12 protein-coding genes are annotated in these 12,836 nt (G+C 33.2%); 5 read left to right on the top strand and 7 right to left on the bottom strand.

Going from position 1 to position 12,836, the window contains the following annotated elements:
- Positions 1 to 17 precede the first annotated feature (17 nt).
- From rnc to QYS48_RS12040, 3 genes are read right to left on the bottom strand one after another with little or no spacing between them, the layout of a single operon-like run.
- Positions 18 to 749 carry a ribonuclease III gene (gene rnc / locus QYS48_RS12050; RefSeq protein WP_302123836.1) on the bottom strand — a complete coding sequence of 244 codons (732 nt, stop codon included), beginning with the start codon at positions 747 to 749 and terminating at the stop codon, positions 18 to 20.
- A 9-nt stretch (positions 750 to 758) separates the two neighbouring features.
- Positions 759 to 2,009, bottom strand: a complete 1,251-nt coding sequence (fabF, locus tag QYS48_RS12045) for a beta-ketoacyl-ACP synthase II (protein ID WP_308356117.1) — start codon at positions 2,007 to 2,009, stop codon at positions 759 to 761.
- Between the two features lie 22 nt (positions 2,010 to 2,031).
- Entirely contained in the window at positions 2,032 to 2,268 is a 237-nt protein-coding gene (locus tag QYS48_RS12040; RefSeq protein ID WP_013453317.1) for an acyl carrier protein, read from the bottom strand.
- Positions 2,269 to 2,423: 155 nt separating this feature from the next.
- On the opposite strand from QYS48_RS12040, the gene QYS48_RS12035 reads away from it, so the two are divergent.
- Together QYS48_RS12035 and pyk are read left to right on the top strand one after the other, a co-directional pair.
- A complete protein-coding gene (locus QYS48_RS12035) occupies positions 2,424 to 2,849 on the top strand; it encodes an IPExxxVDY family protein (protein ID WP_308356116.1) in 426 nt (141 codons plus the stop codon).
- 15 nt (positions 2,850 to 2,864) lie between these two features.
- Positions 2,865 to 4,301 (top strand): pyruvate kinase, encoded by a 1,437-nt coding sequence (gene pyk / locus QYS48_RS12030; RefSeq protein ID WP_308356114.1) that lies wholly within the window; start codon positions 2,865 to 2,867, stop codon positions 4,299 to 4,301.
- 63 nt (positions 4,302 to 4,364) lie between these two features.
- On the opposite strand, the gene QYS48_RS12025 is transcribed toward pyk, so the two are convergent.
- On the bottom strand, positions 4,365 to 4,652 hold the full coding sequence (locus QYS48_RS12025) for a hypothetical protein (RefSeq protein ID WP_302101569.1): 288 nt from the start codon (positions 4,650 to 4,652) through the stop codon (positions 4,365 to 4,367).
- 355 nt (positions 4,653 to 5,007) lie between these two features.
- On the opposite strand from QYS48_RS12025, the gene QYS48_RS12020 reads away from it, so the two are divergent.
- Positions 5,008 to 7,281, top strand: a complete 2,274-nt coding sequence (locus tag QYS48_RS12020) for a patatin-like phospholipase family protein (RefSeq protein ID WP_308356113.1) — start codon at positions 5,008 to 5,010, stop codon at positions 7,279 to 7,281.
- On the opposite strand, the gene QYS48_RS12015 is transcribed toward QYS48_RS12020, so the two are convergent.
- The 3 genes from QYS48_RS12015 to QYS48_RS12005 are packed head-to-tail and all read right to left on the bottom strand — an operon-like array spanning position 7,257 to position 9,865.
- The gene (locus QYS48_RS12015) at positions 7,257 to 8,327 is read right to left on the bottom strand and encodes a mechanosensitive ion channel domain-containing protein (protein WP_308356112.1); all 1,071 of its coding nucleotides are present in this window, start codon (positions 8,325 to 8,327) and stop codon (positions 7,257 to 7,259) included. The two genes, QYS48_RS12020 and QYS48_RS12015, sit on opposite strands and share 25 nt — an antisense overlap.
- Before the next feature lie 45 nt (positions 8,328 to 8,372).
- Complete coding sequence (locus QYS48_RS12010) at positions 8,373 to 8,660, bottom strand: hypothetical protein (protein WP_302101574.1); 288 nt, start codon at positions 8,658 to 8,660, stop codon at positions 8,373 to 8,375.
- Positions 8,661 to 8,683: 23 nt separating this feature from the next.
- Positions 8,684 to 9,865, bottom strand: coding sequence for an acyl-CoA dehydrogenase family protein (locus tag QYS48_RS12005; protein ID WP_308356111.1), 1,182 nt, complete (start codon positions 9,863 to 9,865; stop codon positions 8,684 to 8,686).
- A 121-nt stretch (positions 9,866 to 9,986) separates the two neighbouring features.
- Between QYS48_RS12005 and QYS48_RS12000 the strand changes: the two genes are divergently transcribed.
- Positions 9,987 to 10,982: a tryptophan 2,3-dioxygenase family protein gene (locus QYS48_RS12000; protein WP_308356110.1), complete on the top strand. Its 996-nt coding sequence runs from the start codon at positions 9,987 to 9,989 to the stop codon at positions 10,980 to 10,982.
- Complete coding sequence (locus QYS48_RS11995) at positions 10,983 to 12,821, top strand: membrane-binding protein (protein WP_308356109.1); 1,839 nt, start codon at positions 10,983 to 10,985, stop codon at positions 12,819 to 12,821.
- Positions 12,822 to 12,836 lie beyond the last annotated feature (15 nt).

The following is a 12,836-nucleotide window of genomic DNA, read 5'->3' as shown; positions in this document are numbered from 1 at the left end:
TGCTTAGAATTATAATTCTAAGACAGTTTTAATTTTTGGCAAGCTTTAAAGGCAGCATTTTGCTCTGCTTTCTTTTTATTAAGACCAGCTCCTTTTGCTATTTTTTCTCCATCAATAATGATCACGGCTTTGAATTCTCTTTTCATCCCTTCTTGTTTGTGGTCTTCTATATCAAAGCGTAAAGATCTATTTTTCTTTTGAGACCATTCAATGAGAATACTTTTATAATTAGTATTGTTTTCAATTATCTCATCTAAATCGAAATGGGGAATAATTAGTTTATTGATGATAAACTTTTTACAGTATTTATATCCTCTATCTATGTAAACCGCACCAATGAAAGCTTCCATCATATCACCATAAATCGACTTAAAGTGATATTTGCTTTTAGAAAAATCAGCCTCAAGCATCTGACCAATTCCTATTTTCTTTGCCAGTAAACTTAAAGATTCTCTGTTAACAATACGAGATCGGATTTCAGTAAGAAAGCCTTCATCTTTAAAAGGATATTTTTTAAAAAGGTAATCTGCTACAACTGCACCTAGCACTGCATCACCTAAATACTCCAGTCTTTCATTTGAAGCTTTAAATCCATTTGGTAATGTTTTGGCTACACTTGAATGTTGAGTAACAAGACGGAATAGCTCTAAACGAAAAGGCTTGTAGCCGACAATAGATTTAACTGCAGCTACAAGCCTTTTATCATTTTTATTTAATTTTTTGAGAGAAGAAAGAACGCGTCTGATCAAAGTTGGAAATTAATCTAACTTTCTTAAAACAATTGAAGTATTATGACCTCCAAAGCCAAAAGTATTACTTAATACTGTCTTTACTTCTCTTTTTTGCGCTTTGTTAAATGTGAAATTCAATTTTGAATCGAATTGATCATCATCAGTGAAATGGTTAATAGTAGGAGGTACTATTTGTTTTTCCAAAGCGAAAATACAAGCTAATGCTTCGATAGCTCCAGCTGCTCCTAATAAGTGGCCTGTCATTGATTTAGTAGAGCTAATATTTAAGTTATAAGCATGATCACCAAATACTTTCTTAATGGCTTGTGACTCACTCAAATCTCCTAATGGAGTTGATGTACCATGAACATTGATATAATCAACTTCAGTGGGATCAATATTAGCATCTTCCAATGCATATTTCATCACATTAGTAGCACCTAGTCCTTCTGGATGTGGAGCTGTCATATGATAAGCATCAGCAGACATTCCTCCACCTATTACTTCAGCATAAATCTTTGCTCCTCTGGCTACTGCATGTTCATATTCCTCTAAAATTAGTGCAGCTCCTCCTTCACCTAATACAAAACCATCTCTGTCTTTGTCAAATGGTCTAGATGCAGTAGAAGGATCATCATTTCTTTCCGATAAAGCCTTCATTGCGTTAAATCCACCAATTCCAGCTTCAGTAACTGAAGCTTCTGAACCGCCAGAAATAAAAATATCTGCCTTACCTAATCTAATGTAATTATATGCATCAATCAATGCATTTGTTGCTGATGCACAAGCCGATACCGTTACAAAATTCGGTCCTCTAAAACCGTATTTTATAGAAATGAGCCCTGCACAGATATCAGAAATCATCTTAGGGATGAAAAATGGATTGAAGCGAGGATTTCTGTCATTAGAAACAAAATTATCTACCTCGTCTTGAAAAGTTTTTAAGCCTCCAATACCAGAACCCCAGATTACTCCTGCTCTATCTAAATTAATTTTAGATAAATCCAGCTTAGAATCTTGGATTGCCTGCTCAGCGGTAATCATACCATACTGAGTAAAAGGATCCATTTTCCTGGCTTCCTTGCGATCAAGATAATCCTCAGCTTTGAAGTTCTTTACTTCGCAAGCAAACTGAGTTTTGAATTTGGATGCATCAAATTTAGTAATGGGACCGGCTCCGCTTGTACCCTTAGCCAAGTTCTCCCAATATTCTTCGACAGAATTACCAATGGGTGTTAAAGCACCCAGTCCCGTTACAACTACCCTTTTTAAATTCATAAATGAATTATGAGCTATTAAATTATTTTACGTTTTCTTCTAAGTAAGAAATGGCCTGACCTACAGTACCAATGTTTTCTGCTTGATCATCTGGAATAGAGATATTGAATTCCTTTTCGAATTCCATAATCAATTCCACTGTATCAAGTGAATCTGCTCCTAAATCATTGGTGAAACTTGCTTCTGCAGTCACTTCTGACTCTTCTACACCTAGTTTGTCAATGATAATTGCCTTTACTTTCTGTGCTATTTCAGACATTATTTTAGAATTTTAGTTTTAAATACACCGCAAAGAAATGTATTTCCCCCATTAATGTCAAACTATTTTTTTCCTTTCGTACAAGTATTTTCCTTTATTCCTCAACTTTGCACTTCAGACTTTAGATTAAATCGAATTATTTATAACTTAAGGTTATGGACAAAAAAATGTGGAAAGATACTTTTACGGTTGATTTCAAATTATTAGCCATCTCGTCTCCTATTCCTGATTTTCAAATGGCTTGGAATATTAATCAATATACAAACTTCACATTAAAAAGGGTAAAAGATCATTTTATTGAATTAAAAAAAGATCAATTTCTGAATACTTCATGTTTTCAGTTTAAAACAGACCATGTTTCAATAAAGTTATTGAAAAATAAATTAAATGATAGTGAGGCCAAACAAGTGTTTCTAATTCCTGAGATGAAAAATATTGATTATTTCCTTCTTATTCAAGATGATACGGAAGAATTACAAATACTTAATGTAAAAAGTACACTAAGTAAAATAAAAAATGTAATTTTGGTTCAAGTTTTGGATGCCGATCGCCTAAAATCGGTAGTTAACTTAATGACTTAAAAAAGATTATAGATAATGAAAAGAGAAAACATCAAATTCAACAAATCAAAAATTGTAGCGACAGTTGGCCCTGCTTCCAACACTAAAGAAATGCTACAAAAATTAGTGAAAGCAGGTGCAGATGTTTTTAGATTAAATTTCTCTCATGGCGACCATGAAACTCATCAACAAACATTAGGCTATATTGAAGAAATTAATAAAGAATGGGGAACCAACATCAGTATACTTCAAGATTTACAAGGCCCTAAAATTAGATTAGGGGACATTGTGAATGGTAAAACTGTCATAAAGGAAGGTGATGAATTCATTATTACGATTAATGAGATAGAAGGTGATAGCAAAAAAGCCTCTACCACCTACCAAGGATTACCATCTGATGTTAAAAAAGGAGACACGATCCTGATTGATGATGGTAATATTCAATTAGAGGTGATTTCTTCAGATAAAACTGATGTAAAAACCAAAGTGATTTATGGTGGTGATCTGAAATCCAAAAAGGGTATAAATCTTCCTTTTACAAAAGTTTCTGCTCCAAGTTTAACTGAAAAGGATTTAGAGGACTTAAAATTCGGGCTTAAAAACGAGGTTGATTGGATTGCTTTATCTTTTGTTCGTTCTGCTGCTGACGTTTTAGATTTAAAAAATAGAATCCGCTACAATGGTAAAGATTGTAAAGTAGTTGCTAAAATAGAAAAGCCAGAGGCTCTTAAAGATATCGACAATATCATAGCCGCTACAGACGCTGTTATGGTTGCACGTGGTGATTTAGGAGTAGAAATCCCAATGGAAGATGTTCCGTTAGCACAAAAAATGATCATTAAAAAGTGTAATGATGCTTGCAAACCTGTTATTGTGGCAACCCAAATGATGGAAAGCATGATTGAGAATCCACGCCCTACAAGAGCAGAAACCAATGATGTGGCTAATGCAATTCTTGATGGTGGTGATGCCGTTATGCTATCAGCTGAATCAGCGGCTGGTCAATACCCGGTTGAAGCAGTTTTGAGTATGTCAAACACTATAGCTAGCATTGAAAAACATACTTCTATTTACCATAAATATGGACATGTTCATCGAGATTCAGAAACCTTCTTTAGTGATAACCTGGTACAAACTGCATGCAAATTAGCAGAAGAGACAGGAGCCAAAGCTATAGTTGGGATGACCAAATCTGGTTATACAGCCTACAGGTTAGCAAGCCATAGACCTAAGGCTGGCATCTTTATATTTACAGGAAATAACGATTTACTAGAAACTATCAATTTGGTTTGGGGAGTAAGAGGTTATATTTATAATAACTATGAGAGTACGGATAAAACTTTTGCTGATATAGAAAAAATCCTTAAAAAAGATAAGCACGTTGAAACTGGAGATATTATAATATTGATGGCTAGTATGCCAATTAAGGAGAAGAACAGAACTAATATGTTAAAAGTAACTGAGGTGAAATAAAGTTCTTTTTATAGCATTAAGAAAGCCATTGAATTAGATTCCAATGGCTTTTTTTATTTAAGATTATTTAAAATTTTCTTTAATCTTTTCAAAAGAACTTTTAATTCCTTCTAATTGATCCTCTGCTTTCGACTTTAATTCTTCCCAATCCTTTTCATCAGCATTTTCAATTTTATCAAGAATCTCTCTAGCCTCCTCCATTTTTGACTCAAGCTCTTTACCTTCTGGGCTTGCTTCTAGCTGACCTTCAGCATATGCACCCTTTGTTTCTGCTTTGAGCTTATCAAAATCTGCTTTCCATTCTTCATATTGTGAAAAAATCTTTTGCTTTAAAGCATCTTTAGTATCCATAATTTTTATTCTATTAGTTTAAAAAGTTCTACTATTAATAACCCATTAGAATATATATTGTTACATTAAACCCCTAATCCTTCCTTAATGAGGTGTTTTCAAGCTTTTTCATGTCAATTAATTATACTATTAAATAAATGAAATAGAATTCAAATCATTGTTCTTACAAAAGCGTATATATTATTACGAATTAGGTATGAAAACCTAGATTATTAAATCCTTAATATTTAAAGAAAAAAAGTTAAGCACGGATAATTATAAAATAAAAAAAAGAAACACTATTATTAATCCTAAGAAAAGATAAACTTTAGCTATCGACTTTTAAACTAAATTTCAAATAGGAAATGATGTTTTTATGAAAAAACACTTTAATACATTTATCTATTCATTTCCGATACAATTGGTATTAAATCATTTTAAAAAAAACCAATTATTACTACTCTGTTGGGTTTTATTATTTTCAATTATAAATGGAGGATTCGGAAAAGGTCTTGGTATCCCCTACTTATTCTTATCACCTGAATATTTAAACTCAGTAAGTTTCTCCAGTTATTTTATTGTTGGCCTCACGGTTGGTGGATTAATCGTTGCCTTCAATATAGCTACTTATATATTAGATGGTTATAAATTCCATTTCATAGGAGTTATTTCAAAGCCATTTTCAAAATTCTCTCTGAATAATTCAATCATTCCAATAGCCTTTATCATAAACTATATCATTCAAATTATCCATTATCAGATGGTTTATGAATTTATTGGATTTAAAGATGCCTTATTCCTAGCCTCCGCTTTACCTATAGGTATTTCTGTATCAATATTTTTCCTGCAGCTTTATTTTTGGTTCACTAATAAAGACTTCAGAGAGGTTTTAGCTGAAAGAGTAGAAAAAAGAATTAAAAAACTTACAATAGGAAGAATAGCAGCAGTAAAATATCATAAAGACTTAAAGAAGCATGACCATTCGGTTGTAGGTTATTTCGATTTGAAATTCAGATGGATAAAAGTCCAGCACAAAACAAATCAGAAAATATTTCACGTAATCAATAGCATTTTTGACCAGAATCACCTTAATACTGTAATTGCTGAATTCTTCATTTTCTTTATCATATTAGTTTTAGGTGCCTTTAGAGATCACCCATTTTTTCAGATACCCGCAGCAGCCAGTGCAGTTTTATTTATTAGTATAATTTTAATGGCCATTGGAGCTATCACTTTCTGGTTTAGATCCTGGGCCATTACGGGTGCAATTGCCATTTTCTTTTTGATTAATTATCTGACAACTATAGATTTTTTAAGTAAAACCCATTATGCACATGGCTTAAATTATGACACCACAGCAGTAAAATATACTCAATCGAAAATCGATCAAATTATAAATGATAACGCCATTGCAGAAGACAAAGCAACCGGTCTAAAAATTTTAAATAATTGGAGAAGTCAATTTCAATCCAAACCTAAAATGATATTATTAACTGCCAGCGGTGGCGGACAAAGAGCTGCTTATTGGACCATGAAAGCACTTCAAACTGCTGATAGTATTACGAAAGGTGATCTATTCAAACATACTGTAAGTATATCAGGTGCTTCCGGAGGACTTATTGGGGCTGCTTATTTTAGAGAATTAAAATATTTAAAAGAAAAAGGCGAAAACATAAATATATACAGCTCTGAATATCTTTCAAATATTGGAAAAGAAGCGCTTAACCCTATAATTTTCAGCCTACTGACTAACGATATTTTCATAAGATATCAATATTTTGAGTATGAAGGTTTCAGCTATCCAAAAGACAGAGGATATGCATTTGAGCAAAAGCTAAATAAAAATCTGGGTGGAATTTTAGATAAAAGAATTAAGGATTATCAACAAGCTGAATTAAGTGCTAGAATCCCTATGCTCTTCTTAGCGCCTACTAGTGTAAATGATGGCAGGAAATTATATGTAACTCCTAATAGTAGCTCATATATGTCTAAAAAAGCGATTAAAGATGATTCACTAAATTCATTGATGGACAATCGAAGTATTGATTTCCTTCGGATGTTTGAGCATTATAATGCCGAAAATTTAAGCTTCTTGACAGCTTTAAGAATGAGTGCTTCTTTCCCTTATATTACTCCTAATATCAATTTGCCTAGTGAGCCAACACTAGAAATTATGGATGCCGGTTTGGCCGATAATTTTGGAGTTAGCGATGCCGTTTTATTTCTATACAATTTTAAAGAATGGATTGCGGAAAATACGAGCGGAGTTGTCATCTTAACTATAAGGGATTCTAAAAAAGCAGCCTACATCAATGATGGACAAAATCTGTCCATTATTGAAAAATTATTTACTCCTATCAGTAATATTTACAATAACTGGTCAAACGTACAGGACACCCGAAATGACCTTTTAATTGAGTATGCTCATGAATGGTTTGATGGTAACCTAAGCCATGCCATGTTATCATATGATGCTGGAATTGATCCTTCCAGTGATAATGGAAGCAATATGAAGCACATTTCAGAAAGAGCATCTCTTAACTGGAGATTAACAGGCAGAGAGAAATATAACATCCGTAATGCTATTAAGAGCAAAGAAAATCAAGAGACTCTTGAATGGTTAAATCAAGTTTTAGAGTCTGGCAAATGATTAAGTTCCAACCTTGTTTTAGGTAAAGCTTCAGGATATTCTTTTTGAATAAATGTAATAATCTCTTCTCTTACATGACATCTTAAATCCCATGAAATCATTGAATTCTTAGCAGACATGAGCAAACGAATTTCCATAGTTTTTTCAGAAGCTCCTGTAACTTGAACTATTTGCGAATTACCGTCCCAGAGTGCTGTATCTTCTAGTATTTGTTCAAACTTCCTTCTTATAGCATTAACTGGGATGGTGTAATCAGTGTAAATAAAAACAGTACCATTGATATCAGAATGTCTTTTAGTCCAATTTTCATATACCTGTTCAGTAAAATAGGTAATGGGTAAAACCAAGCGTCTTCTATCCCATATTTTTATCACAATGTAAGTGAGGTTAATCTCTTCTACCCAACCCCATTCATCTTCAACATAAAGTGCATCACCAATTTTAATAGGTTGAGTAAATGCAATTTGTAGGCCTGCTAAAAAATTGGCTAATGTCTTTTGGGCAGCAAAACCAATGATAATACCGGCTACACCGGCAGAAGTAAGTATTGTAGCCCCATACTTCCTCACACTATCAAATTGCATGAGAATTAGGCAAACCGCCACAAGAATTATCACGAAAGTGATTAACTTTCTAAAAAACACAATTTGAGTGATAACTTGCCTACCTTTTACATCACTATCATCATTAAATTTTCCATAAAGAACATCCTGAAGAAAAAACACAAGCCTTATTACGACTATAGTAAAAGAAACTATAATCAATACTTCGGTAATAATATGTAAGGCCGATCGGAAATCTTCTTCTAATCCAAACTTAGGGATAAGGGTATGAATGATGAGTACTGGTAGAAATAAAAATATACTCCCTTCAAACCTATCCTGTAACAGTTCTACAGTTCTTCTGCTTTTCTTTTTATTTAATAAAAACAGAATTTTAAAGAATAAGAACCTTACGATAATCCCTATTAATAAAGAAATGAATGAAACAACAAGTAATCTAAGATAAGGCTCTTTTATTCCTAATTCAGATAGTAATGATATCATAAAATTGATTTCTTCTAAAGAAAAAAAGTCGGGATTCCGACTTTTTTATTTTAAGTTTTCTTTGGTTTTGTTTATACTTTCTGAAAAAGCTTCAGCTGAAGTAAAGAATGCTTCACTGAGCTCTTCCACTGCGATTTCACCAAAATGCTCTATTCTATTATATTTTTCCTCTAATTCATTCTTCAAGCGATCCATACGATCAATGTGTTCTTGCAATTCATCCTGAATTTCTTGCTGATGACTTCTAGTTTGAGCCTTTAAAGCTTCGTAATCAGAAAGCAAAGATTCCATTCTTTTTTTAGAGGTATTTTTAAAATCATCTAGATTAGCCATAATACAAATGTTTGATTAAAAAATTATTCAAATGCAGGGATTCCAGTAATCTCTCTGCCTAGTATCAATAAATGAATGTCGTGTGTACCTTCATACGTTACAACAGACTCTAAGTTGGCCATATGACGCATCATTGGGTAATCTCCAGTGATTCCCATACCTCCATGGATCTGTCTTGCTTCTCTTGCTATGTTCAATGCTACTTCAACTGCATTTCTTTTCGCCATTGAAATTTGAGGCGTTGTAGCCTTGCCTTCATCCATCAATTGAGCAATTCTATAATTCAATAATTGAGACTTGGTGATTTCAGTAAGCATCTCCGATAACTTCTTCTGCGTCAACTGAAAAGAAGCAATTGGCTTTCCAAATTGATGACGCTCTAATGAATATCTTCTAGCTGAATCATAACAATCCATAGCCGCACCAATAGCTCCCCAAGCGATACCGAAACGAGCTGAATCTAAACACTTCATTGGTGCACCTAATCCAGATTTTCCCTCTAATAAATTTTCTTTAGGAACTTTCACATTATCAAATACTAACTCTCCTGTTGCACTAGCTCTTAAAGACCATTTCCCGTGTGTTTCAGGAGTTGTGAAACCTTCCATTCCACGCTCAACAATTAATCCATGAATTCTACCTTCCTCATTTTTAGCCCAAACTACTGCAACATCGCATTTTGGAGAATTAGAAATCCACATTTTAGCACCATTCAATAAGTAATGGTCGCCCTTATCTTTGAAATTAGTGGTCATTCCGCTTGGATTTGAACCATGATCAGGCTCAGTTAATCCAAAGCTACCTAACCACTCACCAGAAGCTAATTTCGGTAGATATTTATTTCTTTGTTCCTCATTACCATAAGTGTAGATCGGATACATCACTAACGACCCTTGAACAGATGCAGTTGAACGCATACCTGAATCTCCTCTTTCGATTTCCTGCATGATTAATCCATAAGAGATATAATCTAAACCTCCTCCACCATACTCTTCCGGAATAGTTGGACCAAAGGCCCCTACATCACCAAATTTCTTTACTATCTCATAAGGAAAATGCGCATTTTGGGCCCATTCTTCTATATTGGGACTGATTTCTTTTTTGACAAAATCACGGATAGATTGTCTAATTAATTTATGCTCATCCGTTAATAAGCTATCTAAACTGTAAAAATCAGGTGACTCAAATTGATCGTTAGTATTCATAAATATTAGTCGTTTTTATTTTTTTGCTTTGTAAGCTCAATTGAATAACGCAAATTTAAAAGTATTTTCAAGAATCCTTCAATATTGTAGGATTTTGAGCAAATTCAACACTTTTTTATAAATGGAGAAAAAACAAATTTCTGCAAGTCTCGAAAAACTAAATCTTAAATACCAATCAATGGGGCAAGATTTATCTGCTTATTTGGATGGCTTGCTTTTATCAAATTACACTACTTATTGGGATTACATAAATGTTGATACTTTATTGACTTTACAAACTCCCAAAACTGATTTTCCTGATGAAGAGATATTCATCATTTATCATCAAATTACTGAGCTTTATTTCAAAATGTGCTTAAATGAGATGGAGCAAATTGCACATAATGGAAAGGAAATCGGTGAGAATGGCGAGGACCTAGGTTGGAGATCAGAATTGGATGTAAATTTTTTCATCCAAAGATTAAATAGAATGAATCGTTATTTCGAAACGCTTACAAAATCATTCGAAATCATGGTTCAAGGAATGGAAAAAGAGCAATTTCAAAGGTTTAGAATGGCTTTACTTCCAGCTAGTGGTTTTCAGTCAGCTCAATATAGATTAATAGAATTTGCCTCTACTCCATTAATTCAGTTAGTGAGAAAAGAAAAAAAGCAGGAGTGTGAGAACAGTTCAATTGAAGAGCAATATGAATTTGTTTATTGGAAACAAGGAGCAACCGAAGTAGAAACTGGAGAGAAAACACTAACGCTAAAACAATTTGAGAAAAAATATAAAAATGAATTTATCAGCTGGATAAAGCGTTTTGAGAATATTAATATTTATAAGAAATATCTATCATTAAGTACTGAAGATCAAAATAAACCTGAATTAAAAGAAGCATTAAGGAATTTTGATTTGAATGTGAATGTTTTTTGGCCGTTAGTACATTATAAATCAGCAGTTAGGTATTTACAACAAAAAAACAAGGGTGTACCCGCCACAGGTGGTACAAACTGGCAAGAATATCTACCCCCAAGATTTCAAAAAAGAATCTTCTTCCCAACTCTATGGACAGAAAAAGAAATCGAAGATTGGGGAAAAGGCTGGGTTGTAAAAGAAATATTCGGAGAAGAATAAATGAAATTTGCTTTAAGTATCATATTATCCATTATTCCAATCCTTCTTTATTCCCAAAGTAAAGAGGTTAAGGTTTATTATGACGATGAGCGAAATATGTTGAAAGAAAGGTATTTCGTTAAAGATTTGGACCCTAGTGTGCTATATGGTACTTATGAATCCTATTACATTTCTGGAGAATTAAAAAGCAAAGGTCAATATGTGGATAATGAGACCTACGGTCAATGGAAATACTATTATGAAAGTGGCTCTTTAAAAATGCAGGGGCAACTAAAAGACAATTCTAATCATGGTCTTTGGTCTTATTATTTTGAGAATGGAAAGCTTAGAATGCAGGGTAAAATCTTTGATGGAAAAAGAGAAGGTAATTGGAAATACTATTACGAAACTGGGATATTAAAGAGTGAAGGTGAGTATGAAAATGATCTAAAATCTGGATTATGGTCTTATTATTCTGAAAATGGAGAGCTAAAAGCAAAAGCAATCTACAAAAAGGGGGATGGGATATATAAAGAATTTTATCCAAATGGAAGTTTAAAATCTGAAGGCTTTATAAAGGACGAAAAGAGCGATAGTCTATGGAAAAACTATTATGAATCTGGAAGTATAAAATCAAAAGGCAACTATAAAGAAGGGGCTAAACAAGGAAAATGGACTTACTATTATGAAAATGGTTCCCTATCCGGTGAAGGCGAATATATTGATAATTTGAGTCATGGGAAATGGGTATACTATCATCCTAATGGACAAATAAGTGCTGAAGGAGCAGAAAGAGAAGGAAAGAAAGAAGGGTATTGGAAATTGTATTTTGAAGATGGTGGATTAAAAGGTGAAGGAGTTTATGATGCTGGTAGCGGGGAATACAAAGAATTTTATGAAAGCGGTAAGCTGAAACTAAAAGGCTCTGTTGTTGATGGAAAAAGTGAAGGCACATGGGAATACTACTATGAAACGGGTGAAAAGGAAGGTGAAGCTGAATTTTCAGAAGGAAAAGGCGAATATACTGGATATTACCTTAATGGTGATGTCAAAATGAAAGGAGAAATTAATGATGGCATTAAAGTGGGGACATGGGAATTGTACGATAATAAAGGTGAAATTGCAGGTTACTATAAACCCATATATGAAGATTATGAACCTCTTTTAAGAACAGCTAAAAAGGATAATGATAGTACTGAATCAAATCCACAATACAACAAACCAGAGTATCGATATAAATCGAAGGGGAGTTCTTATTTCAAAAGTAGAAACAATGATTTCCCAACTTTAATACTGCAGGTAAACCCTTTCAATATGTTATTTGGCGATTTGCAAGTTGCTATAGAACATAATATTCAGCAAAGAATAGGCTATGAATTATTATACCACACTTTCAGAAACCCTTTCTTTGCAAACTCTCTAAACCTGAGAGCGGGAGATAACTTCTTTGAAGGATTTGGCTTTAGTTTTCGACAAAGATTCTACCATAAAGATTCAAAATTCGGAATGCCTTATTTCGGACATTCAATATCGTATACCAATGTTAATAGGTTTAAATTTTATGAAAACAGTGATGACCAGAATGAAGTACTTTCTGCAGAAATGAATGCGCAAGGAATTCGATATGGTTTATTGGTAGGTAGTAGAATACTTCAAAACCTCAATGACAATGGATTTACATTTGACATTAATCTGGGAATAAATTTTAATTATTATTTCTTCGGTGATATAAAAAACGAGGGGCAACAAACTGCTATATTTGCAGATATTACAGATCAGCCATTCAGGGTTCAACCTATAGTGGGGATTTCTTTTGGTTATGTGTTTAAACTGAAAAATGTAAAAACTTTGAATCCATAGCCATAAAACCAATTT

Origin of the sequence: Marivirga arenosa (assembly GCF_030503895.2) — a bacterium.
In the GTDB taxonomy this organism is placed as follows: domain Bacteria; phylum Bacteroidota; class Bacteroidia; order Cytophagales; family Cyclobacteriaceae; genus Marivirga; species Marivirga arenosa.
This window is presented reverse-complemented; position numbering and strand designations above follow the sequence as displayed.